At 35.5% G+C, this 24,108-nt stretch carries 16 protein-coding genes; 15 read left to right on the top strand and 1 reads right to left on the bottom strand.

The features are described from left to right. The first annotated feature begins 6 nt into the window (after positions 1-6). The 12 genes from HND39_07820 to HND39_07765 all read left to right on the top strand — a co-directional run bounded on the left by HND39_07820 (position 7) and on the right by HND39_07765 (position 18,570). Positions 7-591 carry an isoprenylcysteine carboxylmethyltransferase family protein gene (locus tag HND39_07820; GenBank protein ID QKJ96198.1) on the top strand — a complete coding sequence of 195 codons (585 nt, stop codon included), beginning with the start codon at positions 7-9 and terminating at the stop codon, positions 589-591. A gap of 5 nt (positions 592-596) precedes the next feature. Beyond that, positions 597-1,742 (top strand): lipid-A-disaccharide synthase, encoded by a 1,146-nt coding sequence (gene lpxB / locus HND39_07815; GenBank protein ID QKJ96197.1) that lies wholly within the window; start codon positions 597-599, stop codon positions 1,740-1,742. Continuing rightward, on the top strand, positions 1,732-2,391 hold the full coding sequence (locus HND39_07810; GenBank protein ID QKJ96196.1) for a lysophospholipid acyltransferase family protein: 660 nt from the start codon (positions 1,732-1,734) through the stop codon (positions 2,389-2,391). Before lpxB ends, HND39_07810 begins: the two co-directional genes overlap by 11 nt. Position 2,392: 1 nt before the next feature. After that, positions 2,393-3,430 (top strand): tetraacyldisaccharide 4'-kinase, encoded by a 1,038-nt coding sequence (lpxK, locus tag HND39_07805; protein QKJ96195.1) that lies wholly within the window; start codon positions 2,393-2,395, stop codon positions 3,428-3,430. 54 nt (positions 3,431-3,484) lie between these two features. After that, the gene (locus HND39_07800) at positions 3,485-6,235 is read left to right on the top strand and encodes a pyruvate, phosphate dikinase (protein ID QKJ96194.1); all 2,751 of its coding nucleotides are present in this window, start codon (positions 3,485-3,487) and stop codon (positions 6,233-6,235) included. A 189-nt stretch (positions 6,236-6,424) separates the two neighbouring features. Then, the gene (queA, locus tag HND39_07795; GenBank protein QKJ97929.1) at positions 6,425-7,459 is read left to right on the top strand and encodes a tRNA preQ1(34) S-adenosylmethionine ribosyltransferase-isomerase QueA; all 1,035 of its coding nucleotides are present in this window, start codon (positions 6,425-6,427) and stop codon (positions 7,457-7,459) included. Positions 7,460-7,584: 125 nt separating this feature from the next. Further along, positions 7,585-8,298, top strand: coding sequence for a 2-C-methyl-D-erythritol 4-phosphate cytidylyltransferase (gene ispD / locus HND39_07790; protein QKJ96193.1), 714 nt, complete (start codon positions 7,585-7,587; stop codon positions 8,296-8,298). Between the two features lie 297 nt (positions 8,299-8,595). After that, the gene (locus HND39_07785) at positions 8,596-14,823 is read left to right on the top strand and encodes a hypothetical protein (GenBank protein QKJ96192.1); all 6,228 of its coding nucleotides are present in this window, start codon (positions 8,596-8,598) and stop codon (positions 14,821-14,823) included. Positions 14,824-14,841: 18 nt separating this feature from the next. Then, positions 14,842-15,144 carry a hypothetical protein gene (locus tag HND39_07780; protein ID QKJ96191.1) on the top strand — a complete coding sequence of 101 codons (303 nt, stop codon included), beginning with the start codon at positions 14,842-14,844 and terminating at the stop codon, positions 15,142-15,144. Positions 15,145-15,147: 3 nt separating this feature from the next. Then, positions 15,148-15,459, top strand: coding sequence for a hypothetical protein (locus tag HND39_07775; GenBank protein ID QKJ96190.1), 312 nt, complete (start codon positions 15,148-15,150; stop codon positions 15,457-15,459). A 242-nt stretch (positions 15,460-15,701) separates the two neighbouring features. Further along, positions 15,702-17,060: an MBL fold metallo-hydrolase gene (locus HND39_07770; GenBank protein ID QKJ96189.1), complete on the top strand. Its 1,359-nt coding sequence runs from the start codon at positions 15,702-15,704 to the stop codon at positions 17,058-17,060. Positions 17,061-17,259: 199 nt separating this feature from the next. Then, positions 17,260-18,570: a citrate (Si)-synthase gene (locus tag HND39_07765; protein QKJ96188.1), complete on the top strand. Its 1,311-nt coding sequence runs from the start codon at positions 17,260-17,262 to the stop codon at positions 18,568-18,570. 601 nt (positions 18,571-19,171) lie between these two features. Here the strand turns inward: HND39_07765 and HND39_07760 are convergent. Then, complete coding sequence (locus HND39_07760; GenBank protein QKJ96187.1) at positions 19,172-19,924, bottom strand: triose-phosphate isomerase; 753 nt, start codon at positions 19,922-19,924, stop codon at positions 19,172-19,174. 286 nt (positions 19,925-20,210) lie between these two features. Between HND39_07760 and queC the strand changes: the two genes are divergently transcribed. From queC to HND39_07745, 3 genes are all read left to right on the top strand, one after another. Further along, positions 20,211-20,906, top strand: coding sequence for a 7-cyano-7-deazaguanine synthase QueC (gene queC, locus HND39_07755; GenBank protein ID QKJ96186.1), 696 nt, complete (start codon positions 20,211-20,213; stop codon positions 20,904-20,906). A 21-nt stretch (positions 20,907-20,927) separates the two neighbouring features. Further along, a complete protein-coding gene (gene queF / locus HND39_07750) occupies positions 20,928-21,311 on the top strand; it encodes an NADPH-dependent 7-cyano-7-deazaguanine reductase QueF (protein ID QKJ96185.1) in 384 nt (127 codons plus the stop codon). Between the two features lie 151 nt (positions 21,312-21,462). Continuing rightward, on the top strand, positions 21,463-24,033 hold the full coding sequence (locus tag HND39_07745) for an HD domain-containing protein (protein ID QKJ97928.1): 2,571 nt from the start codon (positions 21,463-21,465) through the stop codon (positions 24,031-24,033). Positions 24,034-24,108 lie beyond the last annotated feature (75 nt).

The following is a 24,108-nucleotide window of genomic DNA, read 5'->3' as shown; positions in this document are numbered from 1 at the left end:
AAATTAATGATCAATATTTCATCCGTTGCATTTAAATACAGAAGCTATACACCAATTCCGTTTTTAGCTCTGATGTTGATTTTTCAGCAATCAACTCCATTTACTTTAATCATCGGATTTATTGTTGCGCTGCTTGGTGAGCTAATAAGATATTGGGGCGTTAGCTGGGCTGGAAGCGAAACAAGAACAACCGGTGGTGTTGGTGGAACTTTTCTTATAATAAGTGGTCCCTTCGCTTTTGTTCGTAATCCACTTTATGTTGGGAATATTCTGATTTACCTCGGACTTGGCATAATGTCTTTTGCGTTATTTCCCTACTTGCAGATTATTGCGATAATATTTTTTTTGTTTCAGTATTACTTCATAGTCAAAGAAGAAGAAAAATATTTAGTTGAGAAATTTAAAGAGCAGTACAAAGATTACTGTAAAAATGTCCCTGCATTTTTTCCAAGAATACTTCCATATAAAAATCCTCAGGTAATTCAGCCGCCGTATAATCCCAAAGCAGGATTAAAATCTGAAACCAGAAGTCTTCAGGCATTTCTTGGAGTTTCATTGCTGCTGATTATTCTTTGGTTGATCAGGGGATAAAAGACTTGAACTCTCCGAATAATAAATTACTGATTATTACTGGTGAAGTTTCAGGAGATTTGATAGGTGCATCTTTAATCAGAGAGTTGAAATCGCTTCAACCAGAATTAATAATAACCGGTATTGGTGGCGACAGAATGAAATCATCCGGGATGAATTTAATTTATCATTCCGATCAAATGGCTATCCTTGGGTTTGTTGAAGTCATAAAGCATTTACCTTTTATTCGTCAGGTTCGAAAAAAAATTATTGAGACTGTAATTCAAGAGAATATCCGATGTGTTGTTCTTATTGATTATCCGGGTTTTAATCTTAACATCGCAAAAAAATTAAAGGAACGAGGAATAAAAATAATTTATTACGTCTCTCCGCAAATCTGGGCCTGGGCTAAAGGAAGAGTTAAAAAAGTTCAGCGATTTGTTGACAAAATGTTGGTTGTTTTTCCCTTCGAAGTTGAATTCTATAACAATGAAAAAGTAAACGTTGAATATGTGGGTCATCCGTTGGTGGAACGTATCAGTCAGTACAATTTTTTTAGCAAGGAAGATTTTTTTGCAAAATATAATCTTGATGAAGAAAAGAAAACTCTTCTCGTGATGCCCGGAAGCAGGGAACAGGAAGTCAAAGAAATTTTTCCTGAAACAATTAAAGCCGCTGATATGCTCGCAAAGAAATTTGATCTGCAGGTTGTTGTTGCCAAATCAAAAAATATTGATGCGAAAGTTTTTCGTGATCTCTCAGTTTCTGAAAAATTTACACTCATAGAAGACCATAATTATGAATTGATGAAGTATTCCTACTTTGGTATAATTAAGTCGGGAACATCAACTCTGGAAGCTGGGTATTTTACTCTGCCGATGGTAGTAGTTTATAAAACAAGTTCATTAACTTATTTGATAGGAAAGCAGCTAATAAAACTTGATAAGATCGGAATGGTTAATATTTTACTTGATAAAATGGTTGTTCCTGAATTAATTCAGAATGAGGCAAACTCTGAAAATATTTTTAATACAACTTCAAAAATTATTTCAGATGAAAAAATCTATCAATCTATAAAGCACAAGCTGGAATTTGTCAAAGAAAAACTTGGCAGCGGTGGAGCATCGAAAAAAGCTGCCAAAACTATTTTGGAAATAATGAATGAGCCTTAAAAAATCAAAACAAAGTTTACTCAGATTTTTAGGCGATCGTTTTCTTTATTTTGCTGTTACTGCACTTTGCAAAAGTTTGAAAATAATAAAAATGAATTACGATGTGATTGAAAATTTAAAAGTAGAAAATCAAAACTATGTTCTTGCTTTCTGGCATGGAACGATGATTCTTCCCTGGTATTTACATGGTTCTGCAGATTTTGCTGCATTGACGAGCAAAAGCCGGGATGGAGATCTTCTTGCAAAGATTTTGAAAAATTGGAAATATCAGGTTGTTCGCGGCTCAAGCAGTACCGGAGGCGATGTTGCACTTGGAATAATGGTGGACTATGCAAAAAATAAATATTCAATAGCGATTACACCTGATGGTCCGCGCGGACCAAAACATAAATTTAAAGCTGGTGCCGTAATCACTGCGAAAAAATCCGGAATACCAATTGTGCTTGCCGGAGTTGGATTTAAGAAGAAAAAAATTTTAAGCAACTGGGACAAATTTGAAATCCCTTACTTCTTTTCAACTGTAAAAATAATTTATTCTGATCCAATTTATATTGATAAAACTCTTTCATACGAAGAAACTTCTGCCCGGATCGCTAAGTGTGAAGAAGATCTGAACAAACTCCAGCAGCAAGCTCAGACTATTAATTAAAATGAATTTATTAAAAGTTATATTATATCCATTTATACCTGTTTATGCTTTTGCAATATGGTTGAGAAATTTTCTCTTTGATAAAAATATATTAAGGTGCATAAAAGTTGATGCAAAAGTATTTTCTGTTGGCAACATTACATTCGGAGGTTCTGGAAAAACTCCTGTAACAATTTACCTCACGAGTTTGTTAAAGCATGCCGGGAATAAAGTAGGAGTATTAAGCAGAGGTTATGGAAGAAAGTCAGGTGGTTATATTCTGGTTTCCGATGGTAAAAATTTTTTAACAACTGTCGAAAAAGCCGGAGACGAAATTTATCATACAGTTCTTGAGTGTTCAGTGCCTGCCGCCGTTTCAGAAAACAGAGTGAAAGGTGCTGAAAAATTAATTAAAGATACCGGTGTAAATACAATTGTTCTCGATGATGCTTTTCAGCATCGCTGGATAAAAAGAGATGCTGATATTCTAATTATAGACCAAAGATTTTTAACAGAAAAAAATTTTTTCACTCATAATTTGCTGCCAACCGGTGTGATGCGTGAATCTTTTTCATCAATTAAAAGATCAGACCTTGTTATTATTAACAGGAAGTTTATGCAGAAAAAAGATATTCCCGGGAATCTCAAACAATATTTTCAGGGTAAAAAGGTTTTTACTGGATATTATAAAGCTATTAGCTTCTTCGATGTAAAACATAACACGGAACTTAATCTTGAAGAATTCCAGGGTCAAAAAAGTCTTGTTGTCTCAGGAATAGCAACTCCATTTTCCTTCCTGAACATCTTAAAGCAAACAAATGTTGATACTCAGAATAAGCTGATATTTAAAGATCATAAAAGATATTCATACGATGATATTCAGCGTATCCGACAGTTGTTTTATTCAACAAATTCACATTCAGTGGTTACAACTGAGAAGGATGCTGTAAAATTGACCAGATTTTCACGTGAGATGGACGACATCGATATATATTATTTAAAAATAAAATTTGCTCTTGATGATGAAGAAGGCTTTAAAGGCTTTATCTTTGGAGTCTGAAAATTTTTTTTAGCGCATATTTCACAAAATAATCTAATTTCGGAGGAAATATAAATGCCCAGAAAATATGTTTACTTTTTCGGAGGAAAAAGAGCCGATGGAAAAGCAGAGATGAAATCACTACTTGGCGGAAAGGGCGCCAACCTTGCGGAAATGGTAAATATTTCTTTACCAGTACCTGCCGGATTCACTATTACAACTGAAGTCTGTACCTACTATTATGATAATAACAAAAAGTATCCAAAAGAATTGAAAGCACAGGTTCTCTCAGCTTTGAACAAAGTTGAAAAGGAAATGGGTGCTAAGTTCGGAGATTCTGTAAACCCGCTTCTTCTTTCTGTTAGAAGTGGTGCTCGTGCTTCAATGCCAGGAATGATGGACACAATTTTAAATCTTGGACTGAATGACGTAACTGTACAGGGATTAATTAAGAAAACAAACAATCCTCGTTTTGCTTATGACTCATACAGAAGATTTGTTCAGATGTACGGCGATGTTGTGCTTGGATTAAAACCCGTTGACAAACACGATGAGGATCCATTTGAAGTTATACTTGATAAGAAAAAACATAAACACGGATTCAAACTTGATACTGATTTAACTGCTGATCATTTAAAAGAATTAGTTGAAGAATTCAAAGCAGCAATCAGGGAAAAAACCGGTTACGATTTTCCTGATAACCCAATGGATCAGCTTTGGGGTGCAGTTGGTGCTGTGTTTGGTTCTTGGATGAATGAAAGAGCAATCGTTTATCGAAAGCTTAACAATATTCCTGCCGATTGGGGAACAGCGGTTAACGTTCAGTCAATGGTCTTTGGAAATATGGGAGAAGATTCAGGCACGGGTGTTGCGTTTACACGCGATCCTGCTTCAGGTGATAATATTTTTTATGGAGAATATTTATTCAATGCGCAGGGAGAAGATGTGGTTGCCGGAACACGAACTCCTCATCCGATTTCCGAGTTGAAAAAAGAAGATCCGAAAATTTATAAACAGCTTGATGATTTCAGAAAAATACTTGAGAAACATTATAAAGATATGATGGATATTGAGTTCACGATTCAACAGGGAAAACTTTGGATGCTTCAATGTCGTGTTGGAAAGAGAACAGGATTTGCAGCTATTAAAATGGCTGTTGATATGGTGAAGGAAAAATTAATTTCCAGGGAAGATGCAATCGGCAGAATCGAACCTAACCAGTTGAATCAATTATTAAGACCGATTTTTGATCAGACTGAAAAGAACAAGGCTATTTCCGGTGGAAGATTACTTGCAAAAGGTTTGAATGCTGGTCCTGGCGCTGCTTCTGGAAAAGTTGCGCTCAGTGCTGAGGACGCAGAGCAAATGGCATCAAAAGGTGATAAAGTTATTCTCGTGAGAATAGAAACTTCTCCTGAAGATATTAAAGGTATGAATGCTTCCGAAGGAATTTTGACTGCTCGCGGTGGAATGACTTCTCATGCAGCACTTGTTGCAAGACAAATGGGAAAAGTTTGTGTTGCCGGATGCGGCTCTTTGAAAATAAATTACAAGGAAAGAACAATCGGGGTTGAAGGAAAGAATGATGTAATACGTGAGGGAGATTTTATCTCAATTGATGGTTCAACTGGCGAAGTGATTAAAGGTAAACTGGAAACTAAACCATCTGAAGTAATTCAGGTGCTTATCTCTCAAACAATGCAGCCAAAAGAATCTTCTGTTTACCAGACTTACTCAAGCCTGATGAAATGGGCTGACGAAATAAGAAGAATGAGAGTCAGAACTAATGCAGATCAGCCGGATCAATCACAAAATGCAATTGCATTTGGTGCAGAAGGAATTGGTCTTTGCAGAACTGAACATATGTTTTTTGGCGGTGATAGAATTACTTCAGTCAGAAAGATGATTGTATCTGATACTCTTGAAGAAAGAAAAGCTGCGCTTGCTGAACTTCTTCCGTTGCAGCGAAGTGACTTTGAAGGAATATTTGAAGTAATGAAAGGCAAACCGGTTACAATCAGAACTCTCGATCCGCCATTACATGAGTTTCTTCCTCACACCGAAAAAGAAATTGCAGAACTTGCTTCGGAACTTGGAATCGATGCAAATAAATTGAAACAAAAGATCGAGAGTCTTCATGAATTTAATCCGATGCTTGGTTTCAGAGGATGCAGACTCGGAGTAGTTTATCCTGAAATTACCGAAATGCAGGCAAGAGCAATCATAGAAGCCGCAGTCAATGTTTCAATGAAAGGAATTCCTGTTAAACCAGAAATTATGATTCCGCTCGTTGGTCACATCAAAGAATTTATTTTGCAGGAAGAAATAGTGAGAAAAGCTGCAAAAGAAGTGATGGAGGAAAAAGGAAAAAAGATAAATTATATGGTTGGAACGATGATTGAACTTCCAAGAGCTGCTTTAACCGCAGATGAAATTGCAAGCAGAGCAGAGTTCTTCAGCTATGGAACAAACGATCTTACTCAAACAACATTTGGATTGTCAAGAGATGATGCTGGCAGATTCCTTCCTCTATATGTCGAGAAAGATATCTTACCAACAGATCCATTTGAAGCAATTGATCAAACCGGTGTAGGTTTGCTTGTTGAATTGGGAACGAAGAAGGGAAGATCAGTACGTAAAGATCTGAAAGTTGGAATTTGTGGTGAACACGGCGGTGAACCATCGTCAGTAGAATTTTGTCACAGAACCGGACTTGATTACGTAAGTTGTTCTCCGTTCAGAGTTCCGATTGCAAGACTTGCTGCAGCTCGTGCAGTTGTTAACGAGCAAAAGTTTAAAAAATCGACTTTAAAGAAGAAGAAGTAAAATACGAATCAGATTGTGTCTTATATATTATTTTATAGTTACACTGTGCGAAGTTAGAGTGTGACTTTATAAAAGTTAAATTATTAAATGTCAGTCTTCGACAAAGTTTATAGTGAACTTGATGAACTGCTCAGACTGACAGTAGTTTAAGACAGCATATTATAAAAACAATTCGAAGGACGAAAAATGATGAAGTTATCAGATTTCAGTTATAATCTGCCAAAAACACAAATTGCAAAATATCCGGTTTCACCGAGAGACAAATCAAAACTTTTGGTTGTAAACAGAGAAACCGGTGAACTTAACTCAGAAAGATTTTCAAATGTAGTTGATTATATGTCTAAAGGCGATGTGCTGGTAGTGAATGAAACCAGAGTGTTCCAGGCAAGATTATATGGAAAGAAAGAAAAGACTAATGCGAAGATTGAGGTGTTTCTTTTAAGAGAGCTTAATACTGAAGAAGCCATCTGGGATGTAATTGTTGACCCTGCCAGAAAAGTAAGAATCGGCAACAAAATTTACTTTAATGACAAACTCTGGTGTGAAGTAATCGATAACACAACTTCCCGCGGAAGAACAATCAGGTTTAATCAACCGGGAAATATTTTTAAAGCCGTTGAAAAAATCGGATTGACTCCGCTTCCTCCTTATATCAAAAGAGAAGCTGAACCATCTGATAAAGAAGATTATCAGACAGTATTTGCACGAGTTGATGGTGCGGTTGCAGCTCCAACTGCAGGGCTTCATTTTACAAAACAACTTTTGCAAAAAGCACATAAGAAAGGCGTGATTATTGCTCCTGTTGTTCTTCATATTGGTTTAGGAACTTTTCGACCAGTTGAAGTTGAGGATTTAACCAAACATAAAATGGATTCTGAGTTCTTCGAAATTCCTGCAAAGACTGCTGAAATAATAAACCACGCAATGCACCAGAAGCACAATATTTTTGTTGTAGGGACAAGTACCTGTCGTGCACTTGAAACAAGCACAACTGCGGATGGATTTTTAAAACAAAATCGCGGATGGACAGATAAGTTTATTTTCCCACCTTATGATTTTAAGATCACAAAAAAACTTATTACAAATTTTCACGTTCCTGAATCAACATTGTTAATGCTTGTTTGTGCTCTTGCTGGCACCGATTTAATAATGAAAGCGTATAAAAAAGCTCTTAAAGAAAAATATCGCTTCCTTAGTTATGGCGATGCAATGTTAATTCTCTGAATACGTATATGCATGTATGTATGAATGCATGATTGTATGGTTAAATAATATTTTATGAATTCTACAATCAAAACAAATACTTTTAAAAACATGCAGCCATGCATTCATGCAACTATGGAGCTTGAGTGAATGTATTTGTTGTAATTCCTGCTGGCGGGAAAGGAAAGAGAAGCGGAACCGAAACTCCGAAACAGTATTTGAAGTTTCATGGCAAAGAGTTGATTGTTTACACTCTTGAAGTTTTTCAAATGAATAATCTTGTTGACGAAATTATTATCTCGGCCGAAAAAGAATACTTTCCTTTGCTGAATGAGATAAAAAGGAAATTTAATCTCACCAAAATCTCAAAGGTTGTTGAGGGCGGAGAAGAAAGACAGGATTCGGTTTACAATGCTCTCAAAGCAATCAAAACTGAGGGGGCTTCGTCTGACGACTACGCCCGCCTAAATGATGATTTGATTTTAGTTCATGATGCAGCCCGACCTTTACTTCCCGATTCAATTCTTACAAAAGCAATAAACACTGCAAAAGAAAAAGGTAATGCTCTAGTCTGCCTGAAAGCAAGAGATACTTTGCTGAAAGGCGATCAGCTTGTCAGTGAGTATATTGACAGATCAGAAATGTATTACGTGCAGACACCGCAAATTTTTAAATACGGTGATCTTATGAAAGCTATGAAGAAAGCGTATGAAAAGAATTTTATCGGTACCGATGAATCGATGTTAATTAAAGAGCTTGGAATAGATATTAATATTGTTGAAGGCTCAATGCTGAATTTTAAAGTTACTACTGCAACTGAGATTGAGATGTTTGAAAAGCTTATAGCTCCCAATCAATAATTAAATATCCCGCCAATTCTGTCTCATTTCACTTCTCTTATCATTAAATTTCTACAAGTAAAAAAATAATTTCTCGGAAGGAGTGCCTTGGACGGGAACGTATTTTCTTCCTGAAAGTAAAACTCTGGTGAAATTAATGTTTGTTGTTGTCATTCCGGCCCTGCCTGTCCGGTAGGCAGGTTGTCTGGAATCTGACATAACTAAATAATATTCAGATTCTGGACTCTCCCGACTTCGTCGGGATCGCCAGAATGACAATTCGTGTATTATTAGTAATTAAAATGAGAGTTTAGATAAATGAAAAAATTAAAGGTAGCTGCAATGAAAAACAGATCTATTTCAGTCAAAAGCCGGATTTACAAACTCCTGCTTGTTCTTCCAATAGCATTTCTTTTCTTGTCATTTTCAAATTTAATCCCTGAAATGAATTTTTTAGATACTTCCGACGAGAATGAATTCGTTTACCAATTCAAAGATGATTACAAATCTGCGTGGAAAACTGTTGATTCACTTGAACAGCAGGGTTTAACTCGCTCAGCGCTTGTAGTTGTTGAAGAAATCTATGAAGCAGCAAAAAAAGACAACAACCAGCCGCAATTTATCAAATCAATTTTTTATAAGCTGAAATACGGCAACTACATTGAAGAAGATAGTCACGTTAAAATTGTTAACGATGTAAAAGCTGAAATTGATTCTGCTTCGTTTCCTGCAAATGCAATTCTCGAATCAATTCTTGCAAATATTTACTGGCAGTATTATCAGAATAACCGTTGGAGATTTCAGCAAAGAACTGAAACAGTAAATTTTGATAATGAAGACCTGCCTGACGGCGATGCAGGCTTTCAAACCTGGGATCTTTCGAGACTTATCAGAGAAATCACAAAATATTTTCACGCTTCACTTGAAGAAAGCGACAAGCTTAAGAAAATCCCAATAAAGGAGTTTGAAGATATTCTCGTTTACGGAACAACGGAACATTCCTATCTCCGTCCGACTTTGTATGATCTTCTTGCTCATCAGGCACTTGCATTTTTTGTGAATGATGAAGCATCAGTTACGCAGCCAGTTTACAAATTTGAATTGAAGAGTGAAGATGATTTTTCTCCCGCAGATAATTTTGTCGAAATAAAATATTCCACAAAAGATTCTCTCTCACTAAAATTTTATGCTATTCAGCTTTACCAAAAATTAATTGCCCTTCATCTTGATGATAAAGAAAAAGATGCTTTGATAGATGTTGATCTTGCAAGATTGAATTTTGTGAGAAGTGAAAGTGTAAATGCTCAGAAAGACAGCTTGTATCTGAATGCTTTGCTAAAAATGGAGAAACGAAATCAGCAAGTGCCGTATTCATCTCTCATTTCATTTAACATTGCACAATATCATTACAGCGAAGGAATGAAGTATGATCCGAATGGTTCAGATAATTACAAATGGGAAATAAAGAAAGCTCTTGAAATTTGTAATTCTACGATTGAAAAATTTCCTGATACTTTTGGTGCAGAGGAATGCAGATGGCTTCAGAATACGATATTGCAAAAAAGTTTGAGTGTTCAAACTGAAAACGGAAATCTTCCTGATCAGACATTTCTTGGTTTGGTGACTTATAAAAATGTAAACAAAATATTTATTCGCATAATTCCGTGGAATGAATCATTAGATCCAACAAAAAATAAACTTGACGCGCAAAAACTTTATCAACGATATGCATCTCAGAAATCTATTCAGGATTGGTACGTCAATCTGCCGGATGATAAAGATTTTCAGTCACACAGTGTTGAAATAAAAATGCCTGCTTTATCGGTCGGACAATATCTTATTCTCGTCGGAACCGATCCTGAATTTTCTTATATAAAAAATGCAGTTGGTTACAGCAAAATCTGGATTACAAATATCAGTTACATCAGGAAAGATACAGACGAAAACAAAGTTGTGTTTTATGCACTTGATAGAAAATCCGGCAATCCGTTTTCAAATATTAAAGTTGAAGTCTATGGACAAAAATATGTGCAGGATGCAAGAGAGTATCAGTTTTTCAAACTGAAAACGGGAAAGACTGATGGAGATGGTGGATTCGAATTCAAAAAAGATGATAATCAGTACAACACTTACAAAGTTGTATTCATAAATGGAAAGGATAAATTCGAATCGCAGAATTTCTATTCCTATTCTTACCAGGAAAGAACCGAAAAACGAAACACAACTTTCTTTTATCTCGACAGAGCGATTTACCGTCCCGGACAAATTGTTTATTTCAAAGGTTTGATGATAAATACCGATGACAAAAAAGATCACAAGGTTGTTACAAACCAAACCACAACTGTTACTTTTTTCGATGCGAATTATCAGAAAATCACTGAAGCAACTTTCACAACAAACGAATATGGAACTTTTAATGGAAAGTTTACGATTCCTGTTGGAAAAATCGGCGGACAGTATATGATCTCAAATGAAAATGGTTCACAATCGTTCAGAGTTGAAGAATACAAACGACCAAAGTTTGAAGTAAAGTTTGATCCAATAAAGGGAAGCTATTCTTTAAATGATAAAGTTACAGTTGACGGATTTGCGAAAACATATTCCGGTGCAAACCTGAATGATGTTGATGTGAAATTCAGAGTTGTTCGTACAGTTTATTTTCCATATTACGATTTCAGATGGCGATGGTATTACAACTGGTTCTGGGGAAGATACAGTGAAATGGAAATTACAAATGGAGTTACAACAACAGATAAGGAAGGAAAATTCAAAGTTGAGTTTGATCTGGTTCCTGATCTTTCAATACCGAAAGAAACAAAACCGGTTTTCAGCTACACTGTTTATGCTGATGTAATTGACGTAACAGGAGAAACTCATTCTGCTCAGACTTATGTGAGTGCAGGTTATGTAGCATTAGTTGCAAACGTTGATATTCCTGAAATAATCAACTCATATAATATTGATAAATATCAGGTTTCAACTACAAATCTAAACGGCTTGTTTGAGCCTGCACAAATATCGATTGAAGTTTATCGTTTGAAAAATCCTGACAGAATTTTCAGAAACAGACTTTGGGCAAAACCGGATAAATTCTTAATGACGAAAGAAGAATTTTATAAAACTTTCTCACACGATATTTATAATGAAGAGAATGAATACTTCAACTGGGAAAAGGAAAGAAAAGAATTTACAACAAGTTTCACAACTGTTGACAGTTCATTTATTTCTTTCAAAAACCAAACTGAATGGCAGCCGGGCAAGTATGTCCTGTTTCTGAAAACAAAAGACAAAAACGGAACTCCGGTTGAACTCGAAAAATATTTTACTCTGTTTGATCCTGAATCCGACAAAACTCCATTAAATGAAAGTATATGGGTTCATTTAACTAAAGTCTCCCCCTTTGGGGGAGATTTAGAGGGGGCCAATAGTTATGAGCCCGGTGAAACTGTAACTCTTTATCTCGGTTCAATTGAAAAAGATGTGAAAGCACTTTTCGAATTAGAGTACGATGGAAAGATAATCAGGAAAGAATGGATTGAGCTTGATAATGAGCAGAAGAAAATAGAAATACCGATTAAAGAAGAGTATCGCGGAAATATTGTGGCTCATATTTCAGCCATTATTAATAATGAACCATATATTATTACAAAAATAATTTCGGTCCCATGGACAAATAAGCAATTAAAAATTTATTTCGAAACTTTCAGAAGCAAACTTCTTCCAGGTTCAAGTGAAGAATGGAAACTGAAAATCTCCGGACCAAATGGTGATGCAGTTGCAGCTGAACTTCTTGCTTCAATGTATGATGCTTCTCTCGATGTGTTTGCAGCAAATTATTGGGGCTTTAATGTTTATCCTTATTACTATTCAAGATATAACTGGACAGCAGATAATAATTTTCAAAGTGTAAGTTCATCTTTTTATAATGAAGGTTGGAACGATTACTATTACAGACATTCCATCTATTATCCATACATCAACAACTTCGGATTTTATTTTTATGGATTTGGATATGGATATGGTTACCGTGAAGGAAGAATGGATATGGTTACCAACAAATCTGCGATAAGTGATGAACTTTCTTTATACAGTGAAAGTCAAAGTGGTATCGTTGAAGAAAAGGATTCAGCTGGAAAAGAAAAAATGAATGGAGAAAAACTGCCCGGAGTACCGCCGTCCGAATCAGGTGAAAAGCAAATGGAGGGAGTTTCTATCAGAAAAAATCTGAATGAAACAGCTTTCTTCTATCCTGAATTAAGAACAAATGAAAAAGGCGAAATAATAATTTCATTCACAGTCCCTGAAGCATTGACTCGCTGGAAATTTATGGGCTTCGCTCTCACAAAAGATTTGAAGAGTGCGATTGTTTACAATGAAGCTGTAACTCTGAAAGACTTGATGATAATGCCGAATCCTCCGAGATTTTTAAGAGAAGGAGATGAAATTTATTTCACAGCAAAAGTCAGCAATCTTTCCGACAGTTCAATTTCAGGTTCAGCAACATTGCAGTTGTTTGATGCATTTACAATGAAACCAGTTGATGCACTTTTTGAAAATTCTGATAATGTAAAATTATTCTCGGCAGAAAAAGGAATGAGCGAAGGATTAAACTGGAGATTAAAAGTTCCTCTCGGAAAAGTTGAAGCGATTGTTTACAGAGTAATTGCAAAGTCAGACAAACATTCCGATGGTGAAGAAAATGCTCTTCCAATTCTTTTAAACAGAATGCTTGTAACAGAGACACTTCCTCTTCCTGTCAGAGGAAATCAAACAAAAACTTTCATTCTGAAAAAATTAATGGAAAATAATTCAACAACTTTGCAGAATTATAATCTTACCCTTGAGTTCACTGCAAATCCAGCGTGGTATGCAATCCAGGCATTGCCGTATATGATGGAATATCCGTTCGAATGTATTGAGCAGGTGTTTAACAGATTTTATGCAAACAGTATTGCAACTCATATTGCAAACTCAAGTCCGAAAATCAAAAAAGTTTTTGATAGCTGGAAAGAAGTTGATAAAGAAGCTCTTCTTTCAAATCTTGAAAAGAATCAGGAATTAAAATCTGCATTGCTTGAAGAAACTCCGTGGGTGCTCGATGCTCAGGATGAAAGTGAAAGAAAAAGAAGAGTTGGACTTCTGTTTGATCTTGTAAAGATGGCTGATGAAATGGCTCGTGCTGAAAAGAAAATTCAGGAGATGCAATATTCAAACGGCGGCTGGCCTTGGTTCCCGGGACTTCCTGAAAACCGTTTCATCACTCAATATATTGTTGTTGGAATGGGTCATCTGGAAAGACTTGGAATAAAAGATATTCGTGAAAATCCTACAACGTGGGAAATGCTTCGTAAAGCAGTTGTTTACACAGATGCAAGAATGTATGAAGATTATGAATGGATAAAGAAGCACGGAATTCTTGAGCATAAAAATATCAGTTACATCCAGGCACATTATCTTTATGGACGAAGTTACTATCTTGATATTCCTGTCGATGATAAATACAAAGAAGCATTTGATTACTGGAAAGGTCAGGCACAAAAATATTGGCTGACTAATAATAAATATATGCAGGGAATGATTGCACTCGCTCTTTACAGAATGTATGATGCAAAGACTGCAAAAGCAATTATCAAATCGATTATTGAGAATGCTGTATTCAATGATGAAATGGGAATGTATTTTAAAGAAGAATGGGGATGGTACTGGTATCAGGCACCGATTGAAACTCAGTCGTTGTTAATTGAAGCAGTTGATGAGATTACAAAAGATCAGAAGTCAGTTGATGATATGAAAGTCTGGCTGCTTAAACAAAAACAGGTTCAGGATTGGAAAACAACCAAAGCAACTGCAGAAGCTTGCTATGCACTTTTGTTAAGAGGAAGTGATTGGTTGTCTGATACAAAAATGCCTGACATAAAAATCGGCGGACAGAAGCTTGATCTTCTCAACAATCCTGAAATTCATATTGAAGCTGGAACGGGATATTTCAAAACCTCCTGGAAGGGTGAAGAGATAAAACCTGAAATGGGAGAAGTGACTGTAACAAATAATAATAATGTTGTTGCGTGGGGTTCTTTGTACTGGCAGTATTATGAACAGCTTGATAAAATTACTTTTGCTGAAACTCCACTGAAGATAAATAAGAAATTATTTTTGGAACTGGATTCTCCAACAGGAAAGAAAATCACTCCGGTTGATGAAAACACAAAGTTGAAGCCGGGAGATCTGGTAAAAGTTAGAATTGAGATCCGTGTTGACCGTGATATGGAATTTGTTCATCTGAAAGATATGAGAGCTGCTGGATTTGAACCGATAAATGTTCTCTCTCAACACAAATATCAGGATGGTTTATATTATTACGAAAACACTCGTGACGTTGCAACAAATTTCTTTATGGATTGGCTGCCGAAAGGAACTTATGTATTTGAGTATCCATTGCGAGTTACTCACAAAGGAGATTTCTCAAACGGTATTACAACAATCCAGTGTATGTATGCACCTGAGTTTTCAAGTCATTCGGAAGGTGTGAAAGTGAAGGTTCAGTAGTTTGAATAATTACAAAAGATGACATCTTTTCCGAAAGATGTCATCTTTAAGTTAAACGAGATGAAAAAAGTAGATTATTATATTCCATTATATAAAAACAAACTCTATAATTTTTACAATCGGGGTAATGGTAAAGAGAGCATATTCTTTAAAGAGGAAAACTATTCCTATTTTCTTAGGCAATACGATAAATATTTATCTGATTGTATCGATACATTTGCATACTGTTTACTACCAAACCATTTCCATATTCTCGGAAGTGTAAAAACTGATGTCCCGAATATAGTTAGTGAAAGCTTCAGGAAGTTTTTTATTTCATAATCTATGTCGATTAACATTCAGGAAAAGAGGAAAGGAAATTTATTTCAAAGAGGATTTAAGAGAAAAATTATTGAGGATGAGAAATACTTTTATTCGGCTGTTTACTATATCCACGCGAATCCGGTTCATCACGGTATAACCAAAGACTTGACCCAGTTCAAATTTAGTTCATACAATGTTTTGTGTGGAAATAATAAAACAAGTCTTAATAGAGATGAATTATTAGAATGGTTTGGTGGGCAAGATAAATTCATTAAGTATCATATTGAAATGAAAAGAAATATCTTTAATGATAATTATATGATTGAAGATTAATGAGAGAAAGTGTGTAAAAGATGACATCTTTTACCGATTTGGAAAGCCTACTGAAAGATGTCATCTTTGCTTACAATCCAATGTATGTACGCACCTGAGTTTGTCGAAGGGTGATTTTAATCCAAATTGTCAGTCTTCGATACGCTCGGCTTGACATTATAGGACTTTTGAGACAGCCTCTACGACAATATTCTTTTTACACTTTTCTTTAGATTTGCTCATCATAATTTTATACTGACTTAATGATCGAATTTGTATCACTCGGTGGTGCCGGTGAAATCGGTGCAAACTGTTACTATCTGAACATCAACGGACTTGGAATTATCCTCGAGTGTGGAATGCATCCTCAAAAAACCGGATTGGATTCTCTCCCAAAATTTGATTTACTCGATAACAGACCAACCGACTATGTTTTAATTTCACACGCACACCAGGATCATTTAAATGCACTTCCTTTTCTCATTAAAAAATTCCCTCATCTGAAAATTATCACAACTCCTCAAACACGTGCTGTTGCTGAGTTAACATTGCACAATGCAATTTCAATATTAAAAAGACAGGTGAATGAAAAGGATTTTGAAATTTATACACGTGATGAAGTTGATCTTCTGATCAAATCCATAAACTATAAATCTTACAATGAAAAATTTATTCTTAATTCGTTGACAAGCGCTCAGGTTGTTGAAGGTGAATTTTTTGATGCCGGACATATTATTGGTTCAGCAGGAATCTTACTGCGATTCGATAATAAAAAATTATTTTTTACCGGCGATATAAATCTTTCCGCCCAATCTCTACTTGCTGGTGCAAAACTACCCGATGAAAAAATTGATATACTTTTAACCGAAACGACTTATGGCGCAACTGATTCATCTGTTATCAATAACTGGAATATAGAAGTTGAAAGATTCGCATCTTCAATTAATAAAGTAATTAATAACGGAGGTTCCGTTCTCATCCCCGTTTTTGCTTTGGGAAAATTACAGGAGATACTTGCGATTATCTGGCTTCAAATGAAAAAAAATAAAATTACAAGTGTGGATATTTTCACCGGCGGAATCGGAAACAAGATTAACAGGATTTATGATTACAACAGGTATTTAGTCAATAGAAAAGAAATTGATTTGGTTCTGTCTGATATTCCTCAAAAAAATTTATTTGAGTTGGATGATGTTGAACAGCTATTCAAATTTCCGTGTATTGTTCTGGCTTCAAGCGGAATGATAATAGAGTCAACCAATTCATTTACGCTCGCAAAAATCTGGCTGCATAAAAAAGATTCGGCAATATTTACAGTTGGATACATGGATCCGTCAACTCCCGGCAGCAAAATAGCAAACGCAAAACGTGGAGATAAAATTCAACTTACCGATCGCGATTCAAAAACGGAAGTGAAGTGTGAAATTAAAAACTTCCGTCTTTCAGCTCATTCAAAACGGGAAGAATTATTGGAATTGGTTTCAACCCTGAATCCTGACAAAATAGTTTTAATTCATGGAGATAATGAAGCAATTAGCTGGATGGGCAATTCTATCCTGAAAAAATTTCCAACAAAAAAAGTGTTCGCTGCTGAAAATTTCTATAAGATAATATTTGATTAATGGCACAAACTATTGATATATTAAAAAAGTAAATTATTCGTTTTAATCAAGAGGGGCAATTGGAGTATCTTTCAAACACATTGCATCTTGCCATCAGCTCTACACCTGCTGATAAATTTTTTATATCAGTGGGAATACGAACAATCAAAAATGCTTACCCATTATTAATTGAATTATAACTAAAATCAGTGGAGGAAAAATGTCTGAACTAAAAGAAAAACTAAGAAAAAAAATTGAGGAGTGGAGACCGCGTACTGCACGTTTAATCAAAGAATTCGGAAACGTGAAAGTAGATGAAGTAGATATTGGTCAGGTTATAGGAGGAGCGCGCGATATTAAAAGTCTTGTCACAGATATCTCTTATCTCGATCCTTTTGAAGGGATCCGATTCAGAGGATTGACAATTCCGGAAGTGATGGAGAAACTTCCCAAAGTTCCCGGCGGAGAAATGCCTTTTGTGGAAGGATTTTATTTCTTCTTATTAACCGGCGAGATTCCAACACAGGATGATATTAAGGAAGTTACGATGGAATTTAGTCGTCGTAAAATTGTGCCGACTTATGTTTTCGATATTCTGAAAGCAATGCCGCATGATTCTCATCCTATGGTAATGTTTTCAACTGCAATTCTGTCTATGCAGCGTGAATCTGTTTTTGTCAGAGATTACAATTCTGGAATACTAAAGAAAAATGATTATTGGAATCCTACTTATGAAGATGGTTTGAATCTTCTGGCAAAACTTCCTGAAATCGCTGCATTCATTTACAGGATAAAATACAAAGGCGGGAAGATAATTGAATCCGATCCAAAGCTGGATTTTGGAGCAAACTTTGCTCACATGATGGGAATACCAAAACCTTATGATGATGTTGCCAGAATGTATTTCATTTTACACAGCGATCATGAAAGCGGAAACGTTAGTGCTCATACAGGTCATCTCGTGGCGAGCGCTCTTTCAGATATTTATTATTCAATATCTGCAATGACTAATGGTCTCGCCGGTCCATTACACGGACTTGCAAACCAGGAAGTTTTGAGGTGGCTGCATGAGCTTCATATAAAGCTGGGCGAAAAAGTTCCTACTGAAGAAGAAATGAAAAATTTCGTTCTGGAAACACTTAAAAGCGGACAGGTTATTCCCGGATTTGGACATGCAGTTTTAAGAAAAACCGATCCACGTTACATGGCTCAAAGAGAGTTTTGTTTAAAACATTTACCCAATGATCTTTTGTTTAAGTATGTTGATCTGCTTTTCAAAGTTGTGCCACCAATATTACTTGAACAGGGCAAAGCAAAAAATCCATGGCCAAATGTTGATGCACAATCCGGTGTAATCCAGTGGTATTATGGATTAAAAGAATATGATTTCTACACCGTTCTTTTTGCTGTAGGGAGATCGCTTGGTGTTGTTGCAAATATTATCTGGGATCGCGGACTCGGTTATCCTCTGGAAAGACCAAAATCTGTTACAACCGAAATGCTTGAGGAAGCTGCGGGAATAAAAAAATAAAAAGACTCAGTCTTTGTAGAGGCTGTCTCATAACTAATTATTTCTGTTACCCTGAGATTGTCGAAGAGTGTTTTTAATCCAAATTGTCAGTCTTCGACAGCGCTTGCCCTGAGTTTATCGAAGGACTCAGGTTGACATTTTTGGACTTTTGAGACAGCCTCTACATTTTAAAATATAACTGCCATTGTATGGGTTGGCAGTTTTATTTTCGTTTGTTCTTGTCCAGCACACTTTTATGGTATGATCTTATTCGAACAAGTAAACTTTTAAGTGACCAGTTGATTAGTTTAAACTCCACTTGATTTGTAAACTGTTAGCTGCCATAATTATCATAAATTTCTAAGTAGTCAAAATACGTGTTGAGCTTACTATTATCTCTTAACCAATCTACAAAGAGTTGAATACCTGTAAATTATTCACAATCAATAAAATTAACAGTGAGGAAAAATCGTCAAGCAAGAAAGATGAGAATTTAAGTACTCATAAATCAAAAGGAAAGAAAATTGTTTGATGGTATTGTTTTAAACTGAAAGAATTAATTGAGTATTGCGTTTAAGCACATATCTTTTCTTTATCAGTCCGATCTTTCCGATAGAGTTTATTACGCAGAAACAATAATCCCGAGAAACGAATCTGCTTTCAGACAAGCTCCACCAACGAGTGCACCGTCAATATCTTTTTGTGAGAGAAGTTCTCCAGAATTTTCTGATTTTACACTTCCGCCGTACTGGATGATTAAATTTTCTGCAACCGACGTCGAGAATTTTTTTGCGATTAAGTCGCGAATGAACGAATGAACTTCCTGTGCCTGTTGTGGTGTTGCAGTTTTACCTGTCCCAATTGCCCAGACAGGTTCGTAAGCAATAATAATATTTTTCATTTGTTCAGAAGAAATTCCTTCCAATCCTTTTTCAATCTGTTGTGTAACAACTTTCATTGTTTCGTTTTTTTCTCTTTGCCCGAGAAGCTCTCCAATGCAGAAAATTGGTTTCAATCCTTTTGTCAGCGCTGTTTTTATTTTTTTGTTTATCAGTTCATCTGATTCATTAAAAATTACTCTTCGTTCTGAGTGACCGATAATTACAAATTCACAATCAACAGACTTCAGCATATCAGCAGATATTTCTCCGGTAAAAGCTCCGCTTTCTTCGTAAAACATATTTTGTGCACCAAGTTTTATCTGTGTTCCTTTCAACAATGAACTAACTTCACTCAACGATGTAAAAGGCGGACAAATTATAACTTCTGCCCGGTTATCTTTTCCCAATCCATTAATTATTTCAGACACCAATTTTTGTGATTGATGCATGTCCATATTCATTTTCCAATTACCGGCTATGACTTTTTTACGCATTACATATTCCTTTTGAAAAATTATTTATATATGATGCGAAATTTATCATACATCCATACAAACATACAACTACAAGCGTCTGATTGTATGAGATGTATGATTGTATTATGTATTGAATGATTGTCCCTTCTATTGTTCATGGTTCATCATTAATTTTTCTCATTACCTTCAAAATCAGTTTCTTAATTATCTCTGTATTTTTTTCAAAAAGATAATTAATTCCATTAAAACAGACCTGTAAACTCACTTTCCAATTTAGTATTTTAAACATCAATTTATTGAAATTATGAATATTGATGTAAAAGAACTTGCTGTTGTCGCCGTCAGCGGAGGAATGGATAGTTGTGTGACTGCTGCAATTGCAGATGAAAAATATCAACTTGCATTTGCGCATATTAATTATGGTCAGCGAACCGAAAATCGGGAACTGAAAGCTTTCAACGACATTGCCGATTTTTATAAAATCAATGAAAGATTGGTCATTGATTATCCTCATCTTTCAAAAATCGGTGGTTCATCATTAACGGATAAAGATATTTCGGTATCAAATGCGAATCTCAGCAACAAGGAAGTACCAACTTCATACGTTCCATTCAGGAATGCAAATATTCTTTCGGCTTGTGTTAGCTGGGCAGAAGTGCTGAATGCAAAAGCTGTTTTTATCGGTGCTGTATATGAAGATTCTTCCGGCTATCCTGATTGCAGACCTGAATTCTTTTCTGCATTTGAAAAGATGATTGATCTTGGGACAAAACCCGAAACAAAAATTAAAATTGAAACACCTGTTATTCATCTTTCAAAAGCTGAAATAATAAAAAAAGGAATTAAATTAAATGCACCACTGCATTTAACATGGAGTTGTTATCAAAACGAAGATATTGCTTGCGGAGTTTGTGATAGCTGCGCTCTTCGTCTCAGAGGATTTCAGATGGCCGGAGTTGAAGATCCAATAAAGTATAAAACTAAACCTATTTACAAATGATTAATAACTTTTGAGAGATTTATGAAAACAATAAAATATATCAATCAGAAAAGAAAAATTATTGAAACATTTAAAAACGAATTCCCGGATCGTGATTATACAATAATTCACACTGCACCGGAATTCACTTCGCTTTGTCCAAAAACAGGTCAGCCTGATTTTGCAACGATCACTGTTGAATACGTTCCTGATAAACTCTGTATCGAATTAAAATCATTAAAAATTTATTTCAACTCATACCGGAACGACGGTTTGTTTTTTGAAAGTGCCACGAACAAAATTTTGGATGACCTTGTAAATGTTTGCAAGCCGCGATATATGCTGATAACTGCCGAGTTCAATGTAAGAGGTGGCATTTCATCAATGATTGAAGCTGAGTATTTCAGTGATCTGTTTAATAAATAGAGACTTCTGAAAAATTATAATTTGTCATATTGAACGACCTGCCTGCCGGCAAGGCAGGAGTGAAATATCTGGTTTTTAAATTAAAAAGAGTAACACATTCATAATAATTCAGAAGTCTCAAATAAATGATTCAGGATTTTACAGGATTAATATTTTGGATTCGGATATAAAAAAAATATTCAGGGAACGACGTGACCTTCTTTTTGCAGCTCATGCAAAACAAGCAGATGCATTGAGGTTCAGCAAAGAATACAGCCTGATGATTGAGGAATTTATCCGTGCTGTGACAGGAACAAAAAAATATCACTTCGCCCTTGCTTCAGCAGGAAGTTTCAGCCGCCGTGAGTTTTCTCCTTATTCAGACATTGATATAATTTTTATTTCAGAATCAGTTGAAGAAAATGCGAAGGACATTTCTGAGCTGGTAACAAAATTCTGGGATAACGGATTGGAAGTTTCTCATACAGTCAGAGATTTATCCGACATCCGGAAATATATGCTGTCAGATCTTCATACGTTCACACAATTTTTTGAAACCCGATACTTGTTGGGCTCAGAAAAAGTTTATCACCTCTGGAATGAAACTCTGCTCAATTCAATCAATGAGGAAATGAAAGCAGACTTGATTAACAGATTGATCGAAGATTCAGAAGAGCGATATAAAAAGTATGGTTCATCACCAAAAATGCTGGAACCAAATCTAAAATATTCAGCCGGCGGATTAAGAGATTTACAATTGGTGGAATGGATTTATATTTTCGCAAACAAAGAATTGATAAATAAACAGCAGGAAGCGACACAGATTGAAACCTTCCTGAATATTCTGAAAAATGAAAAAGCTTCTTCAATTGATGAATGCAATCGTGTGCTTAGCAGTTATAAAATGATTCTTTCTGTCAGAAACCTCATGCACCTTGAAGCAAAGCAAAAGCATGACCGGTTTGAGTTCAGCGAACAAATCAGGATTGCAAAAATTTTTGGATTTGAGGAAGAATCCCTGATAGATTTTATGCGGATATATTTTAATGCCGCAGTGATACTTAACCGTTTTTCCAAATCGATTACAAAAAAACTACACGATGATGCTGTGGTAGCCTCATTGCCAGCCTCGTTATCAATAAATCTTGATGATGATTTTATTATTAAAGGTAAAGTGATTTCAATGCGGAATAATACGCCGTTAAGTATGTCAGATATCCTGCGTGTATTTTATTATCGCGGTTTGCATTCAGCCAGATTTGATGAAGAACTTCGCTCATACATTGTTGACAAGTTTGAGGCTACTGACAGACATCATATTCAGGAGAGTGAATCTTCTGTGTTCTTCAGAGAAATATTAAGACTGCCGAATAATGTGGGGCAAACACTTTACATAATGAATGAACTCGGTGCACTTGGTGCATTTATGCCCGAGTTCAAAGACCTTAATGGATTTCTCCAGCATGGAGTTTATCATACTTACACTGCCGATGAACACACGCTTATTGCAATCCAAAATGTAGAAAATCTTGCTAATGAAAATTCACACTTAGGAAAAATTTTTAATAAGCTTAAAGACAAAGAAAAACTTTTCCTCGGATTACTTCTTCACGATATTGCAAAGCCAATAAATATAAGCGGACACGAAATTCTAGGGGCTGAACTTGCTGCTTCAATAATGTACCGAATGGGATATGGTGACGAAGAAATAAGTATTGTTTCTTCATTAGTGATGAATCATCTTGTAATGGAACAAACTGCATTCAGAAGAAATTTAAATGATCCCGAAACCCTGAATAACTTTACCTCAAGATTTAAATCTATTGAAGAGCTTGAACAACTTTATCTTTTAACTTATGCTGATTTGTCTGCTGTTAATCCCGTTGTATGGACAAGCTGGAAGAATGAACTTCTTGCAGAACTTTACCGGAAAACCCGTGCAATGCTTGAAGAAAAAATTTCAGGTGAAGAACTATTGTACTCTACTACCTTTGCTGTTCCAAAAGAGATTAGCAAATTTTCTCCCAATATCTCCGAAGAAGACGTTCAACAGCATATAGATTCAATCGACGATTTAGCATACACTCATCATTTTGGTGCCGAAGAAATCGCCAGACACATTGAGGAAATTGAAAAAGGTTCAGTAGTTTCTGTTATATTTTCTGAGTCAAACGGTTACACCGGAATAACAGTCATCACAAAAGATTTTCCTTCACTGCTTTCAAAACTTTGTGGAGTGCTGGCGATTAATGACATTAACATTCACGATGCAAAAATATTTACTCGTAAAGACGGAATTGTAATTGATACTTTCAACGTAACCGACTTCAGTTCGCATAATAAACTTGAAAAAACGCGATTTCAAAAAATAGAAGAAGATATGAACCTTGCAGTACGCGGACTTTTGCAGCTTGGAAAAGAAGTGGCTTCTTTAAAATCAAAATGGTGGAGAATTGAAAGTAAGCTTTTCAAGAAAAAAGGTAATGTAAAAGTCGCTTTTGAAAATCACGAAAGATACACCATCATTGATGTTCATTCACCTGACAGATTAGGGTTTCTGTATCATGTTACCAGCAAAATGAATGAACTCGGTTTGAACATTTTCTTCGCAAAAATTTCTACACAGGGAGACGAGATTGTGGATGCATTTTATGTGCTTGATAGAAATGGAAAAAAAATTTCCCCCAACGATTACGAGTTTGTAAAAAATGAAATTGCTTCTTCAATTGATAAATTATTATAAGGATTATTTTGAACCAAACAGACAAACAAAAACCAATCCGTCAGGGCGAAGTGAAACAAAACCCGAATCATCAGG

The sequence above is a fragment of the Ignavibacteriota bacterium genome, assembly GCA_013285405.1.
Taxonomy (GTDB): Bacteria; Bacteroidota; Ignavibacteria; order Ignavibacteriales; family Ignavibacteriaceae; genus IGN2.
Note: the sequence above shows the minus strand (reverse complement) of the source record. Positions and strands in the feature narration are given on the sequence as shown.